The following is a 25,529-nucleotide window of genomic DNA, read 5'->3' as shown; positions in this document are numbered from 1 at the left end:
AACCCCCTCCAAAGGAGGGGGAGACGAGATGGTGAAAACTTGGCTACAATTTTAGATTAGAAGTAATTGCCGTTATGTTTTTCTCGGTGAAATTTTTTCAGCAAAATAATCTGTGTTAATCAGTGAAATCCGTGTCAAAAAACCAAACTAAACTGTTAATTTCATTAGAAAATATTTAACTTTTGACTATCGAATAAAATTGTACTTTTATCAGTTATAAGTAAAAGCCTCATTATTTTGGAAACAAAGTCACTGATTTATCAAAAGTTAGAAGCATTCATAAAAAAATATTACACCAACGAACTGGTAAAAGGAGTCATTTTATTTGTTGGTTTTGGGTTGTTGTATTTCTTTTTTACGCTTTTTGTAGAATATTTTCTTTGGTTAAAACCAGTAGGAAGAACAATATTATTTTGGTTATTTATCGCCGTTCAATTGTTTCTTTTATCGCGATTTATTTTGTTTCCGCTGTTCAAGTTGGTTAAACTTCAAAAAGGAATTGATTACAACCAAGCATCGCAAATCATTGGAAATCATTTCACTGAAGTGAATGACAAACTGACTAACTTTCTGCAATTAGCCGAAAATAATCAGCAGTCAGAGCTACTTTTAGCTTCCATCGAACAAAAAGGGAAAAGTTTGCAACCGATTCCGTTTAGCAACGCCATTAATTTTAAAAAGAATACCAAATACCTTCCGTGGGCGATTGTTCCCTTGTTGTTTTTGAGTTTCTTTATGTTGTCCGGAAACAGCGATATTATTGCCGATAGTATGAATCGAGTAGTGCGATATAATGAAAAATTTTCGCCACCAGCTCCGTTTTCTTTTGTGGTTTTAAATGAAAATTTACAAACTGAACAAGGGTTGGATTACGTTCTTCAAGTAAAGTCAGAAGGAAAAGTCATTCCCGAAAATGCTATGATTTTTATTGGTGACGAAAGTTATTTTATGGAGACCACCAAACCCGGCATTTTTGAATATCGTTTTACAAAACCATCCAAAAATGTTGAATTTCACATTGAAGCAAATACCGTTTCATCGGAGGATTATGAACTTTCGGTTGTGGCTGTTCCAACTGTTTCTAATTTTGAAATGGTATTGCAATTTCCATCGTATCTGAATCGAAAAGCCGAAATCATCAAAGGTTCCGGAAACGCCATTGTTCCTGAAGGAACGAAAGTGAGTTGGAAAATTAATGCACTTTCCACATCAAAAATTGAATATGCTGATGGTTCGGGTTTTACCAATTTTGTTCAGGAAAATAATGAATTCAAATTGTCTAAAAATGTTCATCAAAATACAGAATATCAAATACTGACTTCAAATAATAAAGTTAAACATTACGAGAAATTAAACTATCAAATTTCAACAATTAAAGATCAATTTCCAACGATAACGGTCAATAATGCACCGGATAGTTTGCGAATTGAAAAGAATATTTTAATCGGACAAGTTTCAGATGATATTGGACTTTCTAAATTGCAAATTGTCTATTATCCGAAGAACAATGAAAAAGCGGCTTTAAAATCGGCTATTCCGGTGAAGAGAGATGTTTTTGATCAATTCATCTACACGTTTCCTGGGAATCTTCCTGTAGAAGAAGGTGTTTCGTATGAATACTATTTTGAAGTGTTTGATAATGATGCGATTCACAATTATAAAAGCTCAAAATCTTCTGTATTTTCCGATCGAATTAGTACGGAAGAAGAACGGGAAGATGAGCAATTCAAACAACAAAATGATAATATCAACAGCATTCAAAAATCTTTAAAAAATCAAGATAAGCAGATGTCTGAGTTAGATAAGCTTCAGAAAATGAGTAAAGAAAAAGAAAGCTTAGAATTTAAAGACAAACAAAAAATAAATGATTTCATCAAACGCCAAAAGCAACAAGAGGAAATGATGAAAGAGTTCACAAAAGATTTGAAAGAAAATTTAAAGGAATTCAATAAAGAAGAAAAAGACGAATTAAAAGAAAATCTTGAAAAACGTGCTGAAAATGCTGAAAAACAATCAGAAGAAAATCAGAAACTTCTAGACGAACTTCAAAAACTTTCAGAGAAAATTCAGGATTTAGATATTGAAGAAAAGTTAGATAAAATCAAGCAAAATTCTGAAAATCAAGCGAAGAATTTAGAACAGTTGGTTGAACTGACTAAGAAATACTATGTTGAAAAGAAAGCCGAACAACTTATCAAAAAATTAGACAAATTAGCCGATAAACAAGATAAGTTATCAAAAGAAGATAAAGAAAATTCGGCTGAAAAGCAGGAAGCAATCAACAAAGAATTTGATAAAATTCAGGAAGAATTGCGTCAGTTGGAAAAAGAGAACAAAGAATTGAAATCGCCGGTTGACATTCCATCGGATGAGAAACAAGAAAAAAGCATCGAAGAAGATATGGAAAAAGCTTCGGATGAACTTCAAAAAGACCAAAAGGATAAAGCAAAACCTAAGCAAAAAAGTGCCGCTCAAAAAATGAAGCAAATGAGTATGCAAATGCAAGAAGGAATGGCGGGTGCAGAAATGGAACAAATGGAGGAAGATGTTAAAATGATGCGTCAGATTTTAGATAACTTATTGGCTTTTTCGTTTTCACAAGAAGATCTAATGAAACAATTCAAAGGATTAAAAAAAGGTGCTCCGTCGTATAACAAATACCTTAAAATTCAACAAGATTTGAAACAGCAATTCAAACACGTAGATGATAGTTTGTTTGCAATGTCTTTGCGAAATGAGATGATTACCGAGAAAGTGACGGAAGAAATTGGAAACGTGCATTACAACGTTGATAAATCGCTTGAATCATTAGCGGAAGCGATTATTTCCAAAGGGGTTTCGCATCAACAATACACAGTTGCAGCGTCTAATCGTTTAGCTGATTTTCTTTCAGATGTAATGAACAATATGCAAATGTCTATGCAAGGAATGGGAGCTGGCGGCGGTAAACCAAAACCGGGTCAAGGTAAAGGTGGACAGTTACCTGATATTATTCAAAAACAGAAAGGTCTTTCTGAGAAGATGAAAGAAGGAATGCAGAAAGGCGAAAAGCCAGGTGATGGCGAAAAAGGCGAGAAACCCGGTGAAGGAAAAGACGGTGAGAAAGGTGAAAAACCTGGCGGAAAAGAAGGAGGAAAAGATGGCGATAAAGGCAAAGGAAACCAGAAAGGAAATAAACCAGGCGAAGGAAGCGGCGGCGGTCAAGGCAATAATGATGGCGAAGAAAATGCTCGTGAATTAATGGAAATTTACCAAGAGCAACGTCGATTACGTCAACAGTTGGAAGATGAATTGAAGAAACAAGGTTTAACGCCTGGAGGTCAAAAAGTGTTGGATCAAATGAAAGATGCAGAGAAACAAATTTTAAATAAAGGTTTTAAAAATGAAGTGCTTCAGCGGATGTTGAATATCAATTATGAAATGTTGAAACTCGAGAAAGCAGTTCAACAACAAGGGGAAGATACTAAACGTCAATCTGAAACAAACAAGAAAGAATTCAATAATGCGGTTAAACCACTTTCGCCTGAATTACAACAATATTTGAATAGTGTTGAAATTTTAAATCGACAAAGCTTACCTTTGCGGCCAAATTATAACCAAAAGGTTCAGCAATACTTTAAGAAGAATGATTAGTTTTAATTATGAAACCGATTTTGAATTAGGTGACGAAAAATTGTTTTCCAATTGGATTTCGGCAATAATTTCATCGGAAGACAAAGAAGAAGGAGAAATCAATTACATCTTTTGTGATGATGGTTATTTGCATAAAATCAATGTCGAATACCTAAATCACGACACGTTAACCGATATAATTAGCTTTGATTACAGTGAAGGAAATTTTTTACACGGCGATATTTTCATTTCAACCGAAAGAGTGCAAGAAAATGCGTTAGAATTCAACGTTTCTTTTTTAGATGAATTAAAACGGGTGATGGCTCACGGTGTTTTGCATTATTGCGGCTATAAAGATAAATCGGAAACTGACGAAAAACTAATGCGTCAAAAAGAAGAAGAAAAAATGATGATGTTCCACGTGGAACAATAAAATGAATTTAATGAAGTTTCCGTGAAATGTTTCACGTGGAACAATCTAATAAAACTATGTTTCAAGATAAATATGATGTAATTGTGGTTGGTGCTGGCCACGCAGGTTCTGAAGCGGCGGCGGCGGCGGCCAATATGGGCTGTTCAACGTTGTTAGTAACAATGAACTTGCAAACTATCGGGCAAATGTCTTGTAATCCCGCTATGGGCGGTATTGCAAAAGGCCAAATTGTGCGTGAGATTGATGCTTTAGGTGGCTATTCCGGAATTGTTTCCGATAAGACAGCTATTCAGTTTAAAATGCTTAACAAGTCAAAAGGTCCGGCTATGTGGTCGCCAAGAGTTCAAAGTGATCGAATGCGTTTTGCTGAAGAATGGCGTTTGATGTTAGAAAACACGCCAAATGTTGATTTCTATCAAGAAATGGTTGCTGGTTTAATTATTGAAAACAATGTTATCAAAGGAATTAAAACTTCATTAGGGATTGAAATCAAAGCCAAAACCGTTGTTTTAACGAATGGAACTTTCCTTAACGGATTAATTCATATTGGCGAAAAACAGTTCGGAGGAGGAAGAGCAGGTGAAAGTGCAGCTTATGGAATTACCGAAGATTTAGTCAAACTCGGATTTGAATCAGGTCGAATGAAAACCGGAACACCACCAAGAGTTGATGGGCGTTCGCTGGATTACACCAAAATGCGAGAAGAAAAGGGTGATGATAAACCGCATAAATTTTCTTATTTAGATTCTTCTAAACCATTAATTCATCAAAAATCGTGTTGGATGACGTATACATCTGAAACGGTTCACAATTTATTACGTGAAGGTTTTGATCGTTCGCCAATGTTTAATGGTAGAATTCAAAGTACAGGGCCACGTTATTGCCCATCCATTGAAGATAAAATTAATCGTTTTGCAGATAAAGACAGACATCAATTGTTTGTTGAACCGGAAGGTTGGAATACGGTTGAAGTATATGTAAATGGATTTTCAACCTCCTTACCGGAAGACGTACAATTTAAGGCCTTACGTTCAGTGGAAGGTTTTGAAAAAGTGAAATTCTTTCGTCCGGGATATGCCATTGAATATGACTATTTCCCACCAACACAGTTAAAACACACGTTAGAAACCAAGTTGGTAGATGGTCTTTTCTTTGCCGGTCAAATAAATGGAACGACTGGTTATGAAGAAGCAGCTTCACAAGGCTTAATGGCAGGAATCAATGCTGCTTTAAAAGTGCAAGAACGTGATCCTTTTATATTGAAAAGAGATGAAGCCTATATCGGTGTTTTAATAGATGATTTAATTACAAAAGGTACTGAAGAACCGTATCGAATGTTTACTTCCAGAGCAGAATACAGAACGTTATTACGTCAAGATAATGCCGATGAGCGTTTAACGCCTAAAGGTTTTGAGTTAGGATTAGCTTCAGTAGAACGCTTAATTCGAATGAATCACAAGTTTAATGAAGCGGAAAAAATGGTCTCTTTTTTCAGAGAAACAAGTATTTCTCCTGAAGAAGCAAATCCGGTTTTGGAAACAAAGGGAAGTTCCCCAATGGTTCAATCAGACAAAATGTATAAAGTGTTTTCGAGACCTCAAATTGATTTAGAAGACATTGTTTTATTTGATAAAGTAAAAGAATATATCGCAGTCAATAACTTGGATGATGAAACAGTTGAGCAAGCAGAGATTCAAGTGAAATACAATGGTTATATTGAAAAAGAACGCAACAATGCCGATAAACTAAAACGATTAGAAGACGTCAGAATTCCGGATAATTATGATTTTGATAAAATTAAATCATTGTCGTATGAAGCTAGGGAGAAGTTTAAAAAAATTCGTCCGGTTACAGTATCTCAAGCATCTAGAATTAGTGGTGTGAATCCAAGTGATATTTCAATATTATTAATTTATATGGGAAGATAGGAAGTAATCAGTTCGTACCATCAATTTCAATTGTTCCACGTGAAACTATTTTGAAAAAACTAACAAGCACAAAGTGTTCCGTAATAAAAAACACTTTATTAATTGAAATGAATTTTACAAAAGAACCGTACATTAAAGTAAAAGATTATTCCGTTTCGGGAGAACAGTTTGAATTGTTGATGGATGAAAATCTTCAATTATTGAAAACGTATCCGCAACCTGCATTATCGGATTTACCGAATTATTACGAAAGCGAAGATTACATTTCACATACAGATAATAAACGATCTTTATTTGAAAAAGTATATCATTTTATCAAACGAAAAGCAATTCGCGACAAAGTAAGTTTGATAGAATATTGGAGTGTTGAAAAAGGAAGTGTTTTAGATATCGGTTCCGGAACCGGAGATTTTTTAGCAAAAGCTAAACAACAAAACTGGAAAGCTGTGGGAATGGAGCCAAGCGATAAAGCAAAAGCTCTTGCCAAACAAAAAGGAATTTGCATCATTGATACGTATCCTGAATTAGAAGATCACTTTTTTGATGTTATAACAATGTGGCACGTTTTAGAACACGTTCCGGATTTGGAATTCCAAATTAAAGAACTGAAACGATTGCTAAAACCGGATGGCGTTATATTTATCGCAGTTCCAAATTACAAATCGTATGATGCAAACCATTACGGAAAATTTTGGGCGGCTTATGATGTTCCTAGACATCTTTGGCATTTTTCTAAAACGGCTATGGAAAAACTTTTTGCTCAGGAAAATTTAAAACTAAAAAAAGTTCAACCAATGTGGTTCGATAGTTTTTACGTTAGTTTATTATCAGAAAAACACAAAACCGGAAAGATGAATCCGTTTAGAGCATTTTGGATTGGTTTGCAATCAAATTTGAAAGGAAGAAAGAGTTTAGAGTATTCTTCACACATTTATATCTTCAAAAACAGCTAAAAAATCATTTTAAGGCTTGTTTTTGGCCTATTTCATCAATGAACAGCTCTTTTGTCGATTCAGATCTGTTAATTGATTTAATCGAATCTAATGCGTCAAAACCAAATAAATTTAAGCTATACACTATTTAAAAACTATTGTAATTTCTTATACTGACAATTTTTTGAAAATGATATTCAAATTTGCCAATTAAATAGGAATTACTACTTTTACCAAAATTTTATAAATCAGACAATCATAATGAAAAAATCAATTTTAGTTTTCGGCTTACTTTTGGCCATGGCATCGTGTGATAAAGCAGCCGATCAAAAAGATTTCAAAACAGCTTATGTAGATACTTCAAAACTTTTGGATGAATATACCGAAGCAAAAGATATTGAAGAAAAATATAAATCAAAAGGCGAAGAAATGGGTAAGCAGTTAGAAGCTGAAGTAGCTCGTTTCAGAACTGAAGCAGCAGCTTTTCAAAAAAATGCCGAAACATATGGTCCACAATGGGCTCAACAAAAAGGGGCTGAATTGCAAAGAAAAGAACAAGAATTATCATATGCTCAACAAGCTATTTTACGTCAATTGCAAGAAGAGAGCGGAAAAGAAATGGACAGCCTAGTGAAAGATGTAAAAAAATTCATCAAAGACTACGGTAAAGAAAAAGGATACAATTACATCTACGGAACAGGTGATGCGGCAACAGTTTTGTATGCAAAAGATGAATATGATATTACCAATGATGTAATTAAATTACTGAATGATAAATACAAATCAACTTCTTCGGATGATAAAAAAGACGAAAAAGCAGATACAAAAGTAGATTCTACTAAAAAATAAGCAATCAATTTATTGCCATTCAAGTCTCTTGTTTTGAGATAGAGCTGTACACTAATTGCTATTCATTTTGGCCACGAATTACACTAATATACACGAATTAATTTGTGTAAATTTGTGAAATTCGTGGCTATCTTTTTAAACAGATTTATTTAAATCTGTTTAAATTTGTGAAATTCAATTGTTTCAAAGAGACAGCCATTATTAGTTATTCATACTTTTACCAAACAAATTTCAACAAAATTCAGATCATGGCTTTCACAATTATTCAAAAATTTGTAAATTTCCACCTTTAAACTCAACGCCAAATGGAAATTACAAACGATGCACGCCAAGTCCTGCAATTTATCAATCAAACGCAACGTTCTATTTTTCTAACGGGAAAAGCCGGAACAGGAAAAACCACTTTGTTGCGGAAAATCATTCAAACAACTCATAAAAATACGGTTGTAGTTGCTCCCACAGGAATCGCTGCACTGAATGCGGGAGGAGTAACCATTCATTCGATGTTTCAATTGCCTTTTGGAGGTTTTATTCCCGAATATATTGCCGGTTCCAGCATTTCTGAATACCAGAAATTTGAAACCAAAAACACCTTAGTTAAGCATTTTCGCATGAGCGGCCAAAAGAAAGCCGTGATGCTCAATATGGAATTGCTCATTATTGACGAAGTAAGTATGCTACGTGCGGATTTATTAGATGCTATCGATTTTATGTTACGAAAAGTCCGTCGAAGAGACATTCCTTTTGGCGGAGTGCAAGTACTTTTTATTGGCGATTTACTGCAATTGCCACCCGTTGTAAAAAATGATGAATGGCACGTTTTACGCAATTATTACCGTGGAATTTTCTTTTTTCACGCCAAAGTTATTCAGGAAAGACCGCCGTTGTATATTGAATTATCTAAAATTTTTAGGCAAACAGACGATCGTTTTATTTCAGTTTTAAATAACCTTCGAAATAATACAATTACACAAAACGATATGGTGGTTTTGAATGATTTTGTGAAACCAAATTTCGACATCAAAGCCAATAAAGGATACATTACTTTAACGACTCACAATGCCAAAGCCGACTCTATTAATGCAGAATCATTAGAAGAATTGGAAGGAAAATGTTATCGATACAAACCTGAAGTAGTAGGTGATTTTCCCGAAAAAATTTATCCTGTAGAAGAAATTCTTCAGTTGAAAGTGGGTGCTCAAATTATGTTTATTAAGAATGATTTGTCGCCGGATAAGAATTATTTTAATGGAAAAATGGGTTTCATCAAATCGTTATCTGAAGCTGAAATAATCGTTCACTTTCCGGAAGAAAATAAAACCATCGAAGTAGAAAAATATGAATGGAAAAACATTCGTTATTCGGTAAACGAAAATACGAAAGAAATTGACGAAGAAACACTAGGAACATTTGTGCATTATCCGATAAAATTAGCTTGGGCAATCACGGTTCACAAAAGTCAGGGACTTACATTTGACAAAGCCGTTTTGGATGTTTCACAAGTATTTTTACCCGGACAAGCGTATGTTGCATTGTCACGATTGCGATCATTGGAAGGTTTGGTTTTATTGAAGCCTATTCAAATGAATGGCATTTCCAACGACCAAGATGTAATGCAATATGCTGAAAATAAGGCAGATGAAGAAACCATAGTGAATGCTTTACAAAAGGAAACGCAACGATTTATTCTTCAATACATTAAGAATAGTTTTGACTGGGAAGCGATAACTCAACAATGGCGAAATCATCGCTTTAGCTACAATACTGATGCTGAAAAATCAGAGAAATCGAAGCATCAAAACTGGGCAGAAATTCAAGAACAGAAAGTTTCAAAATTAGAAGAACCGGCAAAAAAATTCAGATCCCAATTAGACAAACTTTTTCACGCTGATGATGTCAATATTCCCTTTATTGCAGAAAGAGTGAAAGCAGCCAAAGATTATTTCCTTCCAAAACTGAATGAAATTATGTTTGATTTGCTTTTGAAAATGGAAGAAATCAAACGTAAAAAAAGAGTCAAGGAATTCTACAACGAGTTGAATGAATTAGAAGAAGGTACTTTAAAAACTGTTCTTCAATTGTTTAAAGCCGTTAAAATGGTGGATGTTTTATCTGAAGGAAAAGAAATCAACAAAGAAAATTTAACTTCAAATGAAATTCAAAACTACCGAAGTATTTTAGTTGAAAATGTGGTTGAACATTTTAAATCCATCCAAAACACATTAATCGAAGAAGAGGGAGAAGCTGATTTTGATCCGTATCAATATCTTCCAAAAAAGAAAAAAACGAAAGAACCGAAGAAATCAACTGTTCAGGAAACGTATGAACTTTGGCAAGAGAAAAACTCGGTAAAAGAAATTGCTAAAATTCGTGTTCTAACCACACAAACGATTTACGGCCATTTAGCGAAGCTTATTCAAGCCGGAACCGTTTCTATTACAGAAGTGTTGCCCGAAGACAAAATAAATGAATTAGCGGCCGCATTTGAAGGCTACAACGAAGATTCATTAACCGCTTTAAAAGAACAAGTAGGCGAGAAGTTTACTTGGGGTGAATTGCGGTTGTTTAAGGCGAATTTGTAGGTTTTTTTTATTCTGGCATTAATATAGAAACAGCGGCTTCTTAATTTAATTCAAAAAGCCACTGTTTAGTTTAATAATTATATATTATTCAACCGCTATTTGATGACTTTCAATTTGGTCGTCTATATAAATTTTCAATATATAAATACCTTTGTTTAAATCACGAACTGAAAAAGTTGCTTTGTTGTCAAAAATCTCAACTTTTGATTTTACTAAGCCCATTAAATCAAATAGTTCGCCATAAATTTTTGAATTACTATCAGGTTTATTATTTTGGTCTCTCAAATCAATAAATACATCGTCTTTTGAAGGATTTGGATAAATTTTGTAAGTTGATGATTGTTCATTTATCATCATAAAATTATTTCCATTACAATTGATAACATTCATTGTATAAAAAGCCCAGTTCGATACATCACAACTGTTCGAAACTCTAACTTTGAATGAAATTTGACCTAACGAATAAGGGGTTATATAAATTTCATTGTTACTGCGTGAAAAGTTGAAATTGGTAGTTAATTTTACTATTTCCCAATGCGAATTTGCATCTAAACCTGCTACACATATTGTTTTTTTGTTTTCATAAATATCACCACCTCCTAAACACAATGTCATAGGTTCTATAGGGCACACTTCGTTAACATAATATTCTAGTTCAGCAGGATTTGGATTTGCACCAAAAACATAAGGTTTACCTATCCAAATGTTTTTTGTTAACGTAATGTTTCCACAACGACCACCACCATTGTTTTGAGGGTCATCACCCATTGTTAAAGAAAGTTTAACATACCCATATACGTTTGGTAATGCAGTAAGGGTGAAATTTTGTGTACTGTTTCCAATCGAATTAACTAAATGTGCTCCTTCAATAATTTGCCAATTATAGAATGTTCCGCCACTCGGTGCAGTAAAAGTTTTACTAATATTGTTGCAAATTTCATTTACTCCTGTTATAACATTGTTTCTACCATCACAATTATATGTGCAATTAAAAACATCTTCGTTATTAGTAATATTGTCTAATTCTAAAGCTAACCAATTACCATTACGGGTATTAAATGAAATGTGATTTTCGTTTATACCAGAGGTATTATGAGATGTTGTGAAATTGTTAAACGGAATTGTTCTTGAACCTGTTGGAGGAGTTAAAGAATTATACTTAACAAAATAGTCGTTATTATTTAAGACAATATTTCCATTACCAACATCTAAAGCACTTGGAGTAGGAATAAAGTTGAATGACGGTGCTAAATAAGCAGAAATTCCTAAATTAATAAAGTCATTATTTATTGTAGAAGTAGAAAAATTAAATGGCAATTGATATTTGCCTCCAGGGTAATAGTCATAAGATAATAACGCAGGATTATTATGGCTTCTACTGGTTAAACTAACTGTAATTTTTGGATTCCAACCAAAAAGACTAAATATTTTTTTGGTATAAGAAATACTTCCATGATAGACCTGAATTGTCGATCCAGCTGTTGGTAATGCATTAGCTTTAAAATTCATTGCAAAACTACTACTACCAGGAAGCATTCCTAAAAGCAAACCCGGTTCGTTGAATTCGAAAGCTAAGATTGGAGCACTAATACCGGTAATAGGTTCAATTAAAGCTGTTAAAAACGTGGTTAGGGCAGTTGTGCTTGCATTTCCATTTAAGGTAAATAAATTTGCCCCAGGATTAAAGCTTTGCGGATTTGCACAATGATTTCCATTGCTCAAAGCAACATTTCTAGTTTGTTGTGGATAGCCTAAATTGCGTAATTCAGTTTGAAATGTATTGAAAGCAGAATTATCTAAAGCAAAACTAGAGTTGATATAATTTGCTAACAATTGTTTTGTTCCTTGAGCATTTAAAAGGTTTTGAATATCAGCAATACTTATATTATTACCGCCATCAAGTTCGATTTGATAATCACCAACAGGAGTGTCAATAAATTGGTTTGCTAAATGACGTGCAAAATATTGAATTCCTACAGGAATATTGGCTCCTTGATGGGGTGCATCGTGGCTAATATATAAATTGGCTTGATGGTTCCATGTTTGGTCACCTGAACTTGCTAATTGATTTTCCATATCACGCAAGGCATAGCGAGCTAATACGCCACCCATACTTTGTCCTAATACCACATTTGGCAATGAGCCTTGTTTTACAGAGTTTACCCATTTAATAATATCTTGAACCAAATAGGCGTTGCGTTGCATATAATCTTTACCATTTTTGAAATTGATGTAGATGATGTCGTAGGTAGAAAGTTGGGAAGGAAGGTTACTAGACTCTATAAAAGAACTGTTTCTAAAATTTCAATATTGAACTTCCCCCAATTCATTTTCTACACCCAGTAATCCACCATCAAATCCTTCCACCACAAACAAAGGTTTGCGAATAACACAGTCATTTGATGCATAGTCAATTTCAAGGATTGCTTGATTTGCTGTACCTAAATAGGGTCTTGTGCCATAAAATTCTACTTTGTCAATGCCAAAAGCATCTTGACTGCATGGTTGATTTATGGTTCTGTTAATCGTTGTATTATTTGTTGGCGGAATTTCTACGTCAATTAATATTTTGCTGTGGCTGTATAAAATTTGGTTATTAGTAAGTGTTAGTTTGTATTTCCATTCATAAGTTCCTGCTGTTGCATAATTGATAGTACGAACTTGACCCAATGTCATGGTTTGATACCCTGCACCATTAGCAAAATCTATAGCAATGCTTTGTACCGAAGTTGCCTGATTGGTGTGCCACAATGAAGCAGGAAGGGTAACTTGAAGCGATAAACTTTTGTAAACAAATATTGGTGAAGCTATGGCAAAAACGTGTTGGTCTATATATGGATTTTGCCAAACGCCATTAACATATTTATCAGTAATGACATCATTATTATTGACCAAGAAATTTGGATAAGCATTGGTTTTAAACTTGTTATATTTGAAAAATAAACCACTCAGCACTATTTTATTTGGTTCTCGTAAATTGTCCCAATTTGTTTTAAATGCGTTTGGATTTATTAGCCCCGCTACGTTTGATTGCACTCGTGACATCAGGAGCGTGTTGTATATATTGGTAAATTTTCCTTTTGTTGTAAAGTTGGTAGCAGACATTTCGCCTGCATAATCGGTAAGTTCTGCAAACTCCATTGCTTGGTTAATAAGTAACTTGGTAGGAATTTTGGTTTTATCAAGACCTGCAAACTTGGCGTTAATTTGAGTTTTGTAGGTTGTGTTGATAGTTTGAGACTGTGCAAAATGAGTCGCAAAAAGGCAAAGCAGTAGCAACCCTTTGCCGAGAAAGAGTAATTTGTTCATAATATAATTGGTTTAAAAGTTACTAATTTGTGTAATGCATATCAAAACGACCTTCGCGGATTTGGTGTACATTACCTTGAAAATCTACAATGTCAAACCAAAAAGTTCCGGATACAATGTAATTTACTGGGTCTAATTTTGTAATGTATAATTCTCCTGTATAAATATCATTGGTCCTAGTAGGGATCCCTTCTAATGCGTATGTGCCATACGCATTAGAAGGAATCATCCCTTCTAATGCGTATGTGCCATTTTGAGCAATTTGTTTAGCATCTGTACCAACTCCTACACTTATTAAATAGTTATCTTGATTTATATTATTTGCATTTACTGAAAAATAATACTCTCCATCAACAAATTGGTAGAAACAGTTTGTAGAGTTATGATAATTTCCTGGCAAAAATGCTTTTCCATCTAACAAACAGCCAAAGGTATTAGCACCTGTTTGTGTGGCTAGTGGTAGTTTGTCAATTTCTGCAATGGGTTTGTCGTCATCGTTGTTGCAACAGCTTAATGTTGTTGCGAGTGTAAAAAGTAAGAGTAATTTTTTCATAAAATGTGATTTGGAGTATATTTGTATAAATCTACAAAAAAAAAAAAATAGTTTAACAAGTTTTTTAACACTAAATTGTTAAGATTTTGTGTTTATATATTCTTTAAACTATTTCTTTATTAAACTTTCACAGAGGGGTCTAATTCAACCAATACACCGCCAAAACAGCCGGAATATAATAAATCACAATCGTTCTGGCACCATCATAATCTTTGGCTAAACGTTGACCAAAAAGCAAAAAAAGTAAGGTAACACAACTCATTACAGCGGCATAAAAACCATAGTCGCGGTTGCCGTTATAAAGCAATTGAATTAGGCCGGCAATGGCTAAAATTACGGTTACTAATTCCAAAAGCAATACAAAAGCCAATGCTTGCGGAACTATGTTCTTGATAATGGTTTTAGAAAAATGTTCTTTTAACCAAGCCAAATTGTCTTTCCAGTAAAACAGTTTATCATAGCCGGATTGCAAAAAAGTTACGGTTAAAAGCAACAAAATCAGAAAAGAGGCGGGGTTGTTCATGCGTTTATTTTTTATGAATTAAACGGGTCAATTTAATTGATAAATCGGTTAAAATAATCTTCGCATTGCCATTGCGTTCAATGTGATACATGGCATCGTTAAGTTCCTTATAAATATCTAAGATATTATTTCCGTTTACAAACGGAGCAAAATTTTCAAGTTTAAATTTTTCCACTTTCGGTTCCAAATAAACCAACGATGTCGCTTGATAATTCAGCAACAACGCCTGACGGAACATTTCAATACAAAACGACAAAAATTTCTTTTGCGTTTCGCGACCTAATTTGGCAATTTCTTCGCTCCAAGTAATTAATTCGTGAATAGCGGCGGCGTTCCCTTTGGCTTTAAAAGCGGCACGAACCCAAAGCACAAACCATTGTTCAAATGGTAAATCTTCGTTGTCATCGCTTAGTAATTTCAAGGCTTTGTTATAATTTCCTTGTGCTTGATGGGCAATTTTTGTTGCCGCTTTTGGGTCAAGTTGTAGTTTCTCAATCAATGCTTCGGCAATCACACTTTCCGGAAGTCCGTTAAAATCTAACACCTGACAACGTGAACGAATGGTTTGAATCAAATCTTCTTCGTTTTCGGTAATTAAGATAAAAACAGTTCTATCGGTGGGTTCTTCCAAAATTTTCAGCAATTTATTGGACGCGGCAATGTTCATTTTATCGGCCATCCAAATAATCATCACTTTATAACCCCCTTCGTAGGATTTGAGCGAAAGTGTTTTTACAATTTCCTGTGCATCATCTACACGAATTTCACCTTGTTTATTTTCTACACCTAAAATTTTGAACCAATCAAACAAACCACCATATACATTTTCACTTAAAAAAGTTCGCCAATCTTGAATAAAATCAATACTTTTTGGTTTCGATTTAACGTCATCTGTGGTCACAGTTGGGTAAATAAAATGTAAATCCGGATGAGCAAAATGTTGAAATTTGAGGTTACAAGCTTCGTTTCCGCCTGAATTTTCATTTCCTGTATTGTTGCACAAAAGATATTGAGCATAAGCGATTGCCATAGCCAATGTTCCTGAACCTTCCGGACCAACAAAAAGCTGTGCATGCGGAATCCTACCCAACTGAACACTTCGGGTTAAATGATTTTTTATATGGTCTTGGCCTAATATTTGAGTAAATTGCATAAAGCAAATATAAATGATTTTTTTTGCCAATAAACGAGTTTGTTTTTTTGATGTTGAATTTCAAATTTTAACAAAATCGAGTTAAATTAGTATGATTGTATGAAAAAAGAAACCATTTTTGGCACTTTAATCGGTAAAATATGCGTTTTATCGTTGGTCTTTAGTACCTTTGAACCCAAATTAATAGTCCCAAATCTAAAATTGCTCCTTGCAATATGAGTAAATTTATGAACAAAATAAGATATAAAAATTTATTTTTTTTACTGTTTTTTATATCTGTCAATTTATGCCATGCTCAAATGGCCGTCCCTTTTAAAGAGCGATACAAAGCGAATATAAAAGGTGATATGACTATTATTGCCAATTCTATTCTGAATCGAATTGATAAAAAAAATTCCCCCAACGATCCGTACAATGACCAAAGTATTGATGCTATCACTAACGATGAAATCGATATGGAATACATTGATATTGATACCGATAAACAAACTTTTTCCTCCAGTAGTGCCGCTTTATTCCAAAAAAATGAAGCCTCAAAAAAAATTGTTTATGCCGGATTATATTGGTCAGCCACATACAAATATGAAAGCGGTTATAAAAAAGGACAGGATAAATTCGTTGCTTTTGATAACACCAGAGAGCCTTTTGAAGAAATTGTAGTGAAATTTCCCGATCAAAAAGAATATGCTACGATTAAAGGCGAAATTATTTTTGATGGTTTAAAACACAAAGAATTTAAAGATGCCGCACCGTATGCTGTTTATGCCGACATTACGGAGCAAGTAAAGGCTCTAAAAAATCCATTTGGGTTTTATACGGTGGGAAATGTTCGTGCAACACAAGGAACGCTCATTGGCGGTTCTGCTGCGGGTTGGACAATGATTTTTGTATATGAAGACGCATCAATGAGTGAAAAATTCATTGTTTCTCACGACGGTTTTGCCGGAGCATCAAGCGAAAGTGTCAATGTGGTTTTCAAAGGTTTCAAAACCCAACCACAAGGAAATGTTCAAGTAAAATTAGCCGGTGCAGCCTTAGAAGGTGATTTTAAAGTGGACGGCGATTTATTTATGTTTGGCTCATCCAAAAACAAAGATTTTACCAATGTTAAAACCGTCACTCGACGTTACAGTAATTTTTTTGACAGTTCCATTACCATCGAAGATGAACATTTTAAATACCGAATTCCTGATGGAAAAAATACCTTGGGTTACGACTCGTTTTTAACCACTTTATCAAATTATAACAACCGTTTTATTGGTAATAATATGGATGAAGCAACCGTTCGTTTCAAATCGTCCGGAGATGTTTTTTACCTTTTTTTCAGTGCAATGGCTATTGAAACAAAACCAGCAGTTGAGGTACAAGCTGATACTACGAAATTGGTTTATGAAGACAACAAGTTCAAAGTAGTTGATAAAACAACAAATGAAGAAATTGTTCAAAATCAAACGGCAAATGATTCTCTTTCTGCTTCATTAGCTCAAAAAGCAATAGATGGTTTAGCTCAAGATTCCAAGGAAAATACAAAATCAATTGTTGCCGAAGTTGAAAAAATACCTGAAGTCAAAGAAACAAAACAAGAACCGAAACCGGCTGTAACGTCTAAACCTGAAGCTAAAAAAGAACCTTCAACACCAATTGCCAAAAAAGAAACAGTTACCAAAAAAGAAGAACCAAAAACTGCTGTAAAACCGGATGTTGTCAAAGTTACTAAAACAGATGAAGTTAAGCCAAAAATAAATCCTGTAGTTGTTGCTCCTGAAGCAGTTAAAACAGAAACACCTAAAGAGGGAAAACAGCCGGAAATAGAGGTTTTAAATGATATTGACTCTCCAAAAGGTTATTATTTGGTGGTAAATGTGTTTAACGAAAGAGTAAATGCCGCTCGATTTATGAAAAGCCTAAGAGACAAAGGATTAAATCCGAATTATTTTACTAATCCAGCCAATAATTACATGTATGTTTATTTAGGTTATGTCACGACAAGAGAAGAAGCAGACAAACTCATTGAAAATAAATTAAATAATTTATATACCGAAGAAATGTGGATTTTAGTAATCAATATGAACAAATAATCGTAAACATGATTATTATCAATACATTTTAAATTCTAAAATTTTATATTTGTCTTTCCATTAAAAAATTAAAACTATAAAACCATGAAAACGTTGTTCGACTTCAATTTCAAAAATAAAAAAGCATTAGTTCGTGTTGATTTTAATGTTCCGTTAGATGAAGATTTTAATGTAACCGATGTCAATCGAATTGAAGGAGCAAAACCAACCATCGATAAAATTTTAGCAGACGGCGGAAGCGTGATTTTAATGTCGCATTTAGGAAGACCAAAAGGTGTTGAAGAAAAATATTCGCTTAAACACATCGTTTCAAAAACAGAAGAAGTGTTGGGTGTTCAGGTTAAATTTGCTTCTGATTGCATTGGAAGCACTGCCGAAAAAGCCGCTGCCGATTTAAAACCAGGCGAAGTTTTATTATTAGAAAACCTTCGTTTTTATAAAGAAGAAGAAGCGGGCGATGTAGATTTTTCTAAAAAATTAGCTTCACTTGGTGATATTTATGTTAATGATGCTTTTGGAACAGCTCACCGAGCACACGCTTCCACAACTATCATTGCTCAATTTTTTCCAAATGATAAATGTTTCGGAACCTTATTAGCCAAAGAAATTGAAAGCTTAAACAAAGTTTTAAAAGATAGCGAAAAACCGGTAACAGCCATTTTAGGTGGATCTAAAGTATCATCTAAAATCACGGTTATCGAGAATATTTTAGACAAAGTAGATCACATGATTATTGGTGGCGGAATGACGTTTACGTTCGTGAAAGCCTTGGGCGGAAAAGTAGGCGATTCAATATGCGAAGATGATAAAATGCAAATGGCTTTGGATATTTTGCATTTAGCGAAAGAAAAAAACGTACACATTCATATTCCGGTTGATGTAGTAGCTGCCGATGCTTTCTCAAACGATGCCAATACCAAAATTGTTGATGTTCGCGAAATTCCGGACGGATGGCAAGGTTTGGATGCCGGACCAAAATCATTGGAAAATTTCAAAGAAGTAATCATGAATTCCAAAACAATTTTATGGAACGGACCACTTGGTGTTTTTGAAATGGAATCATTTGCAAAAGGAACTATCACACTAGGAAATTATATTGCCGAAGCAACTGCAAACGGTGCTTTTTCACTTGTTGGTGGTGGAGATTCTGTAGCTGCCGTAAAACAATTCGGATTAGAGCCAAAAATGAGCTATGTTTCCACCGGTGGTGGAGCAATGTTAGAAATGCTGGAAGGACGAACATTGCCGGGTATTGCTGCCATTTTAAGTTAAAAAAAGTTTTTTAACAATAAATAAACAACTTATAACGTTTAACTTAATTATGTTTGCAAGTACGCTTAACCTATTGACAAATAAAACATTAACCACGAAAGAATGAATTTACGAAATACCACACTCCTCGTTGTTCTATTTTCTGCGACTACTTTTTATGCCCAAGAATCAACACTTGCGGATGTAAATGTGTCTGTAGAACCAAAATTATCCTATTTAGATTCTATTAAATCAACCTTTCAAAAACATGACATTGCTGCTTGTGTAGAGGAACGTTGGATGACCGAATTAAGCAATCAGGATTTGTACAGCGAAATGATTGCTGACATCGAAAACACAAATATTGATCAAAAAGTTGATTATGATTTATCAACCGAATTGCTGAAAGAAAGATTAAAAGCTTTAGACACAAAATCGGCTTTTCACATCGAATACAATCCCGGTTTAGAAAATATCATTAAACATTATCTTAAAAACAGAAAGCGATCATACGAACGTTTGATGGCTTTATCACAATATTATTTCCCAATTTTTGAAGAAGCGTTGGCAAAATACAACGTTCCGTTAGAAATTAAATATTTGGCCGTGGTTGAATCTGCTCTAAATCCAAGAGCGGTTTCCAAAGCCGGAGCAACCGGATTATGGCAATTTATGTACGGAACCGGAAAACAATACAATCTTGATATTAACACATTTACCGATGAGCGAAGTGATTTGCTAAAAGCCACCGACGCCGCTTGTCAATACATGGTGAATATGTATAAAATATTTGGCGATTGGGATTTGGTTTTAGCTTCTTACAATGCTGGGCCAGGAAACGTAACCAAAGCAATTCGTCGTTCGGGCGGAAAGCAAAATTATTGGAATATCAGACCTTTTTTACCAAAAGAAACACAAGGTTATGTGCCGGCTTTTATTGCCACCATGTATGTGTTTGAATACCACAAAGAACACGGCATCACACCACAAAAACCGATTGTAAATCATTTTGCGACTGATACCATTATGGTTAAAAACAAAATGTCTTTCAAACAAATTTCAGAATTGTTAGATATTTCGGTGGAACAATTACAGTTTTTAAACCCTTCGTATAAGAGAGATTTTATTCCGTACCAAACAGATAAAAAACATTTTGTTCGTTTACCGTTGGATAAAGTAGCGGTGTTTACTTCGAATGAAAATCAAATTTATGCGTATTGCGATTATGATTTTAATAAACGTGAAAAACCATTTACTTCGCAGGAAATGTTAGCCTCTTCGGATGCTTCTATTGTATCTAAAACCAAATACCACAAAGTAAAAAGAGGAGAATCGTTAGGATTGATTGCTCAGCGTAATGGCGTTACGGTTACTGAATTAAAACGTTGGAATGGTTTAAAATCCAATAACATTGTTCCCGGTAAAAGTTTAAAGATAGTTACAGAAGAAAGAGTGGCAGTTGCTCCTAAAAAAGCAGTTGAAACTCCGGTTTCCAAAGCGGTGGTTTCCAACGATACAATCAAAGTAAAAGCAAAATCAATTGAAACAGCTAAATTTCACGTGGTTGAAAAAGGAGAAAGTTTATTCAGTATTGCTCAAAAATATGATGTAACAAGTGAAGAATTAAAAGCATGGAATAATTTGGAAGAAGAAACAATTCAGTCCGGTTCAAAATTAGTTGTGACTGCTTTAGTGAAACAAAAAACAGAAAATCACATCGTTCAAAGTGGTGAAAATTTGAGTTCATTATCAAAAAAATATGGTGTAACGATTGATGAATTGAAAGAATGGAACGAATTAGAAGATAACAATATTAAATTAGGTTCAACTTTAAAAATTATGCTTCCTGCCGATGAAGAAGTGGTTGTGGCAGAAGTAAAAGCAAAAAAGCCTGAGAAACAGTCACCTTACAAATCTGAAAAAGTATATATTGTGCAAAAAGGCGATTCATTATTCAGCATTTCTCAAAAAATTAAAGGTGTAACGGTGTCAGATTTAAAAAAATGGAACGGTATTAGTGGTAAAAATATTAAACCGGGAATGAAACTTAAAATCAGCGGATAAAAAGGTTCATTTCACCAGAAAACACCATCATGAAAAAAGTTGTTATTTTACTGTTTGCTGTCTCTTTCTTTTTTTCTTGTAAAGAGGAAAATAGAGAAGACCTTTTAAAAGAATCTTCCGGAAAAATCAATCATTTGTCGGTTATTATCGAAAACCAACTTTGGAACGGCGAAGTAGGCGACAGCATCAGAACCATTTTTGCCGCTCCGGTGGATGGTTTGCCACAGGAAGAACCTTTGTTTACGATTAAACAGTATGCTCCCAATTTATTTGAAGGTTTCATGACCAACAGCCGAAACATTTTGGTGGTTTTGAAAAAAGAAAATAACGATTTTGAATTGGTAGAAAATGAATTTGCCAAACCGCAGAACGTGGCTCACATTACAGGAAGTTCTGTTGCCGAAATTGTTAGTTTATTAGAAAAACATTCGCCGGAAATTATCAATAAGTTTAAGCAAACTGATATTGCCGAAAATCAACGCAGAATTTCAAAATCGTTGTTGGACGATGCAAAAATCAAAAAGAATTTTAAGGCGAGTTTAAAACTTCCAACGGCTTATAAATATATCATTGAAGAAGATAAATTCTTTTGGATTAGAAAAGAACTTCCTTCCGGAAATGCAAGTATTTTGATTTATGAAGTTCCGTTAAACAGAATTCAAAAAGATACTAATACGATTGCCAACATTATTCAAATGCGTGATTCCATTGGTCAAAAACACATTGAAGGCACGCTACCCAATACCTACATGATTACCGAGGCATCTTATTCGCCTTATCTGTTCAACATTATCTTGAATGGTAAAAAAACCTATGAAACCAAAGGAACATGGGAATTGAAAAACGACTACATGGCCGGACCATTCATTAATTATGCCATTCGAGACGAAAAAAACAACCGTTATTTGGTGATTGAAGGTTTTTGTTATAATCCTTCCTTGGCAAAACGTGATATCATGCACGAATTGGAATCCATTCTCAAATCGGTAAAGATTTTATAAGTTTCGTTTTCTAAAAAATGTATCTTCAAATTTCATTAAATTCGCAGGAAGTAAACTTGTGAAACTATTTCAATGAAATTACAATTCAAAATAAAGCGATTTAACGAGCTTTCTCTAGTCGAACTCTACAATGTGCTACAATTGCGTAGCGAAGTGTTTGTAGTGGAGCAAAACTGCGTTTACCAAGACATTGACGGCAAAGACGAGAAAGCACTTCACCTTATAGGAACATTTAACAACAAAATAGTGGCTTATGTCCGCATTTTTAAACCTGGCGATTATTTTGAAGAAGCGTCCATCGGCAGAGTAGTGGTGAAGCAAACTTATCGCGATAAAAAATGGGGCTTCGATTTGATGCAAGAAGCTATTGCAGCAACCAAATCAGAATTAAACGAAACCAACATTACCATTTCCGCTCAATTATACCTTCAAAAATTCTATGAAAATTTAGGGTTTGTGCAAACGAGTGAGGTTTATTTGGAGGATGATATTGAGCATATTCAGATGAAACGAAAAGGCTTATCAACCCCAAAAATAAATTTTTAAATACATAGTAATATAGAATAATTCTTGGATTAACATATAGTTTTTCGATTTAATCTTTTCAAATTGTTGCGTAAGGTGAGGTTATTTCGTTCGATTTGATTAGTTCCAAACCTTTTGACACAATGAATAGTTTTTTCTATAATCGATTTATAATGTCTTAAACCATCAGTGTAAATTCGTTTGGCTTTGGAAAGTAGTAGCGTATTGATTACCGTGCCAAGTGTTCGTAATGTTCTTTTGCCAATTGCAAAACTGACAACTTTTTTTGTTTTTCTTTGCAAAGCATATACTATCCAAATTTGTCGAGACTTACTACTAATAAAACTTCGCATTTCATCTACTTCATAAATTTGACCTGATGAGATTGGAGGTGCTTTGATCGATTTTGCAATTGAAATGATTCGCTTTAAAACGGTTGTGGTTGAAATAAGTAGAATTCTGGCTGTGCTTCTAATACCGACACCTTCTTTAATTAGCTGTATAATTGAAGAATTTATGTTTTTACAACATGCTTTGTTAGTATAATAATCAATACTTCTTGTCTTGCAACTTTTACAATAATATTGTTGCTTTCTATTCTTTGTAAAACCATTTTTAATAATCTTTTTTGATCTACAATTAGGACAATTTCCAGTATCACTAACTTTATAACACGTGGTGTCACTTTTCTTCATTACATTCGTTTTAAGCCATTTTCAAATGTAAAAAAGACGAACAGTATCGTTCGTCTTTTGGTTTTAAATTTTATTTAAATATTGATTTACAAATGGTTAAATTGTAATTTTTGGTTCATCACTAACTATGGAACATTACCGTCTTAAAAAAACCAATCAAACAACCATTTCAAAATTCTTGTAAAAAAATTTTCTTTTTTTTCCATAAAATATAATTATTAGCTTTTTTTATAAACTTTTCTAAAATATGAATAAAAAAAATAGATTGTTGTAATAAAAGAAATTATAAATATAAAAAGATTATTATTTTTAACAAATGCTGTAATGTTTTCTTGATTTTGATATGTTATAAACAAAAGTGAGTTGATTAATATATGTGAAAAAACAGAAAAAATTATTTTCTTATTTTTCAAATAAATCAAAAAGAAACAACACCCGAATATAAAAGCATTTAACAAGGGTGTATCGCTAAAAATATGTGAGATACTAAAAACAAAACCATTCAATAATATTAACCCAATAAATTTAGTACTCTTATAAGTACTGAAATATAATTTTCTAAAAAAAAGCTCTTCAAAGACTGGATATAAAATAACGACAGTAATTATATTTAAAATTGAGAAGTCTAATGCAACCCTTTCATAAGATTCATAATTAAAAAAAACACCAATAGAATACAAGAATATATAAACTGATAAACTAAAAAATATGCTTAAAAAAAAGTCTAACAAAAATTGTTTATCAAGATTAATTTTCTCTTCATTAAAAATATCTTTTTTAAACTCAATAAAAAATACTAACAATAAAAATAATAAAGGGTACAATAATTTATTTTCATAGTCAACAGAAAAACTTACTGAAATTAGATAAAAGATTATGTAAATAAAAAATTTATATTTTGTTAAAGTTTTCGCCATACATTATAATAATTACTTGTGTTATTAATCATCGGAAGAGGTGTTTGTTTTTGTGGTGCAAACATATAGTTTAACAAAGAAGTTTTCGCAATATTGAAGCCATTATCGATTTGACTTTGTCTTAACTCTTGGCCTTTATCGTATTTAGCAGGATCATTATTAGCTAATTTACCTCCTGATAGAAGAGTTCCAGGAATTCCTGTTGCTTTCTTAAGCCCTTGTTTAAGAATGAATCCTATTCCTTTACCAACATTATCTGTTTCAGTTTCGGGTCTTGGAATTACAAAACCAAAGCGGGGAGAATTTAATAAATTTTCAAATTCAACATAAAATTCATAATCTCCAGTTTGAACTAAAATTAATTCATGTTTTGAAACCCAATCTTTCAATTCTTTATCGTTACCTGTACTACCAAATTGATTTTTCACATAATCAACATCTATCCTTGACTTTTTTTTCGGATCTCCATTATCATTACCTCCACCATTACCATCATCTTCATAACCAGCATTATCGATATCCGTTCCATAACTAAGCCTACCTGTTTTCCAATTATAGTTTAGTCCTTTTGCTGCTCCTGCCTGCATTCCATCTGGGTCAATGAAATAAATTGGATTATTATACGCATAGTTATAAGGTGTCCAACGTCTTGAGTTTTCTGCCAACGGGTCAATATTCATCCATCTTCCAATTGCAGGGTCATAATTTCGGGCATGATAATCATACATGTTAAGCCCCAACTCGTCTTGCCACTCCTTCCCATTGTACTTATACTTATTCGCCAAAGCAGAACTATCCTCATTATATCGCTTGTGTTTCATTCCAAACGGATAATAATGATTTTCTTCTAAAATCTCATTAGATTCAATAGTGCCGTTTTGGTTTAAATCACAATACTTTAAGCGAATGTTGCCTAAATGATCCGTATAGTTGAAAACGTGTTTATATGTACTGGTTCCTTCTTTAATTACATATCCTTCAGCATGTGGAAAAAATTTAAGAACGTTGTTTTCGTATTGATAACCTCCTGCCATGTATTTGGTGGTGGTTACTGTACTTCCTTCGGTTACAATTTTTTCTGTTTTCTGACCTAAGGCATTGTAAACATACTCAATTTGGCCTAA

Annotated in this window: 18 protein-coding genes and 1 pseudogene; 11 read left to right on the top strand and 8 right to left on the bottom strand. The window is 33.6% G+C overall.

Annotation, left to right across the window (positions count from 1 at the left end):
• Window positions 1-237 precede the first annotated feature (237 nt).
• The 6 genes from M0M57_RS06495 to M0M57_RS06470 all read left to right on the top strand — a co-directional run bounded on the left by M0M57_RS06495 (window position 238) and on the right by M0M57_RS06470 (window position 10,336).
• Window positions 238-3,633, top strand: coding sequence for a hypothetical protein (locus M0M57_RS06495; protein WP_248436378.1), 3,396 nt, complete (start codon window positions 238-240; stop codon window positions 3,631-3,633).
• Window positions 3,626-4,045 (top strand): rRNA maturation RNase YbeY, encoded by a 420-nt coding sequence (gene ybeY, locus M0M57_RS06490; protein ID WP_248436377.1) that lies wholly within the window; start codon window positions 3,626-3,628, stop codon window positions 4,043-4,045. The genes M0M57_RS06495 and ybeY overlap by 8 nt, the downstream gene beginning before the upstream one ends.
• Window positions 4,046-4,101: 56 nt before the next feature.
• Entirely contained in the window at window positions 4,102-5,973 is a 1,872-nt protein-coding gene (gene mnmG / locus M0M57_RS06485; RefSeq protein ID WP_248436376.1) for a tRNA uridine-5-carboxymethylaminomethyl(34) synthesis enzyme MnmG, read from the top strand.
• Window positions 5,974-6,080: 107 nt separating this feature from the next.
• A complete protein-coding gene (locus M0M57_RS06480; RefSeq protein WP_248436375.1) occupies window positions 6,081-6,926 on the top strand; it encodes a class I SAM-dependent methyltransferase in 846 nt (281 codons plus the stop codon).
• Window positions 6,927-7,166: 240 nt separating this feature from the next.
• Window positions 7,167-7,754, top strand: coding sequence for an OmpH family outer membrane protein (locus tag M0M57_RS06475; RefSeq protein WP_248436374.1), 588 nt, complete (start codon window positions 7,167-7,169; stop codon window positions 7,752-7,754).
• Window positions 7,755-8,059: 305 nt separating this feature from the next.
• The gene (locus M0M57_RS06470; protein ID WP_248436373.1) at window positions 8,060-10,336 is read left to right on the top strand and encodes a helix-turn-helix domain-containing protein; all 2,277 of its coding nucleotides are present in this window, start codon (window positions 8,060-8,062) and stop codon (window positions 10,334-10,336) included.
• Window positions 10,337-10,420: 84 nt separating this feature from the next.
• On the opposite strand, the gene M0M57_RS06465 is transcribed toward M0M57_RS06470, so the two are convergent.
• The 5 genes from M0M57_RS06465 to M0M57_RS06445 form a co-directional block, all read right to left on the bottom strand.
• Window positions 10,421-12,541, bottom strand: a complete 2,121-nt coding sequence (locus M0M57_RS06465; protein WP_248436372.1) for a T9SS type A sorting domain-containing protein — start codon at window positions 12,539-12,541, stop codon at window positions 10,421-10,423.
• Window positions 12,542-12,640: 99 nt separating this feature from the next.
• Window positions 12,641-13,645: a hypothetical protein gene (locus tag M0M57_RS06460; protein WP_248436371.1), complete on the bottom strand. Its 1,005-nt coding sequence runs from the start codon at window positions 13,643-13,645 to the stop codon at window positions 12,641-12,643.
• A 22-nt stretch (window positions 13,646-13,667) separates the two neighbouring features.
• The gene (locus M0M57_RS06455; RefSeq protein ID WP_248436370.1) at window positions 13,668-14,198 is read right to left on the bottom strand and encodes a hypothetical protein; all 531 of its coding nucleotides are present in this window, start codon (window positions 14,196-14,198) and stop codon (window positions 13,668-13,670) included.
• Between the two features lie 139 nt (window positions 14,199-14,337).
• A complete protein-coding gene (locus M0M57_RS06450; protein ID WP_248436369.1) occupies window positions 14,338-14,721 on the bottom strand; it encodes a DoxX family protein in 384 nt (127 codons plus the stop codon).
• A 4-nt stretch (window positions 14,722-14,725) separates the two neighbouring features.
• Entirely contained in the window at window positions 14,726-15,874 is a 1,149-nt protein-coding gene (locus tag M0M57_RS06445) for a DNA polymerase III subunit (protein ID WP_248436368.1), read from the bottom strand.
• A gap of 227 nt (window positions 15,875-16,101) precedes the next feature.
• Between M0M57_RS06445 and M0M57_RS06440 the strand changes: the two genes are divergently transcribed.
• The 5 genes from M0M57_RS06440 (at window position 16,102) to M0M57_RS06420 (ending at window position 22,814) form a co-directional block, all read left to right on the top strand.
• Window positions 16,102-17,952 (top strand): SPOR domain-containing protein, encoded by a 1,851-nt coding sequence (locus tag M0M57_RS06440; RefSeq protein WP_248436367.1) that lies wholly within the window; start codon window positions 16,102-16,104, stop codon window positions 17,950-17,952.
• Window positions 17,953-18,036: 84 nt separating this feature from the next.
• Window positions 18,037-19,224, top strand: a complete 1,188-nt coding sequence (locus tag M0M57_RS06435; protein WP_248436366.1) for a phosphoglycerate kinase — start codon at window positions 18,037-18,039, stop codon at window positions 19,222-19,224.
• Between the two features lie 102 nt (window positions 19,225-19,326).
• Window positions 19,327-21,267 (top strand): LysM peptidoglycan-binding domain-containing protein, encoded by a 1,941-nt coding sequence (locus tag M0M57_RS06430; RefSeq protein ID WP_248436365.1) that lies wholly within the window; start codon window positions 19,327-19,329, stop codon window positions 21,265-21,267.
• Window positions 21,268-21,296: 29 nt separating this feature from the next.
• A complete protein-coding gene (locus tag M0M57_RS06425; protein WP_248436364.1) occupies window positions 21,297-22,268 on the top strand; it encodes a DUF4837 family protein in 972 nt (323 codons plus the stop codon).
• 72 nt (window positions 22,269-22,340) lie between these two features.
• A complete protein-coding gene (locus M0M57_RS06420; RefSeq protein ID WP_248436363.1) occupies window positions 22,341-22,814 on the top strand; it encodes a GNAT family N-acetyltransferase in 474 nt (157 codons plus the stop codon).
• Here M0M57_RS06420 and M0M57_RS06415 read toward each other — a convergent pair.
• From M0M57_RS06415 to M0M57_RS06405, 3 genes and pseudogenes are all read right to left on the bottom strand, one after another.
• A pseudogene (locus tag M0M57_RS06415) lies at window positions 22,791-23,488 on the bottom strand (IS1 family transposase). The gene M0M57_RS06420 and the pseudogene M0M57_RS06415 overlap by 24 nt on opposite strands.
• A 218-nt stretch (window positions 23,489-23,706) precedes the next feature.
• Window positions 23,707-24,405: a CPBP family intramembrane glutamic endopeptidase gene (locus M0M57_RS06410; RefSeq protein WP_248436361.1), complete on the bottom strand. Its 699-nt coding sequence runs from the start codon at window positions 24,403-24,405 to the stop codon at window positions 23,707-23,709.
• Window positions 24,390-25,439, bottom strand: coding sequence for an RHS repeat domain-containing protein (locus tag M0M57_RS06405; RefSeq protein ID WP_248436360.1), 1,050 nt, complete (start codon window positions 25,437-25,439; stop codon window positions 24,390-24,392). Before M0M57_RS06405 ends, M0M57_RS06410 begins: the two co-directional genes overlap by 16 nt.
• Window positions 25,440-25,529 lie beyond the last annotated feature (90 nt).

The organism is Flavobacterium azooxidireducens (genome assembly GCF_023195775.1).
GTDB lineage: Bacteria > Bacteroidota > Bacteroidia > Flavobacteriales > Flavobacteriaceae > Flavobacterium > Flavobacterium azooxidireducens.
This window is presented reverse-complemented; position numbering and strand designations above follow the sequence as displayed.

Excerpts from the sequence above, each read along its gene's own strand:
- ybeY (WP_248436377.1), top strand. The coding sequence starts at position 3,626 with ATGATTAGTTTTAATTATGAAACCGATTTTGAATTAGGTGACGAAAAA.
- mnmG (WP_248436376.1), top strand. The coding sequence starts at position 4,102 with ATGTTTCAAGATAAATATGATGTAATTGTGGTTGGTGCTGGCCACGCA.
- M0M57_RS06480 (WP_248436375.1), top strand. The coding sequence starts at position 6,081 with ATGAATTTTACAAAAGAACCGTACATTAAAGTAAAAGATTATTCCGTT.
- M0M57_RS06475 (WP_248436374.1), top strand. The coding sequence starts at position 7,167 with ATGAAAAAATCAATTTTAGTTTTCGGCTTACTTTTGGCCATGGCATCG.
- M0M57_RS06470 (WP_248436373.1), top strand. The coding sequence starts at position 8,060 with ATGGAAATTACAAACGATGCACGCCAAGTCCTGCAATTTATCAATCAA.
- M0M57_RS06465 (WP_248436372.1), bottom strand. The coding sequence starts at position 12,541 with ATGCAACGCAACGCCTATTTGGTTCAAGATATTATTAAATGGGTAAAC.
- M0M57_RS06460 (WP_248436371.1), bottom strand. The coding sequence starts at position 13,645 with ATGAACAAATTACTCTTTCTCGGCAAAGGGTTGCTACTGCTTTGCCTT.
- M0M57_RS06455 (WP_248436370.1), bottom strand. The coding sequence starts at position 14,198 with ATGAAAAAATTACTCTTACTTTTTACACTCGCAACAACATTAAGCTGT.
- M0M57_RS06450 (WP_248436369.1), bottom strand. The coding sequence starts at position 14,721 with ATGAACAACCCCGCCTCTTTTCTGATTTTGTTGCTTTTAACCGTAACT.
- M0M57_RS06445 (WP_248436368.1), bottom strand. The coding sequence starts at position 15,874 with ATGCAATTTACTCAAATATTAGGCCAAGACCATATAAAAAATCATTTA.
- M0M57_RS06440 (WP_248436367.1), top strand. The coding sequence starts at position 16,102 with ATGAACAAAATAAGATATAAAAATTTATTTTTTTTACTGTTTTTTATA.
- M0M57_RS06435 (WP_248436366.1), top strand. The coding sequence starts at position 18,037 with ATGAAAACGTTGTTCGACTTCAATTTCAAAAATAAAAAAGCATTAGTT.
- M0M57_RS06430 (WP_248436365.1), top strand. The coding sequence starts at position 19,327 with ATGAATTTACGAAATACCACACTCCTCGTTGTTCTATTTTCTGCGACT.
- M0M57_RS06425 (WP_248436364.1), top strand. The coding sequence starts at position 21,297 with ATGAAAAAAGTTGTTATTTTACTGTTTGCTGTCTCTTTCTTTTTTTCT.
- M0M57_RS06420 (WP_248436363.1), top strand. The coding sequence starts at position 22,341 with ATGAAATTACAATTCAAAATAAAGCGATTTAACGAGCTTTCTCTAGTC.
- M0M57_RS06410 (WP_248436361.1), bottom strand. The coding sequence starts at position 24,405 with ATGGCGAAAACTTTAACAAAATATAAATTTTTTATTTACATAATCTTT.
- M0M57_RS06405 (WP_248436360.1), bottom strand. The coding sequence starts at position 25,439 with ATGGCAGGAGGTTATCAATACGAAAACAACGTTCTTAAATTTTTTCCA.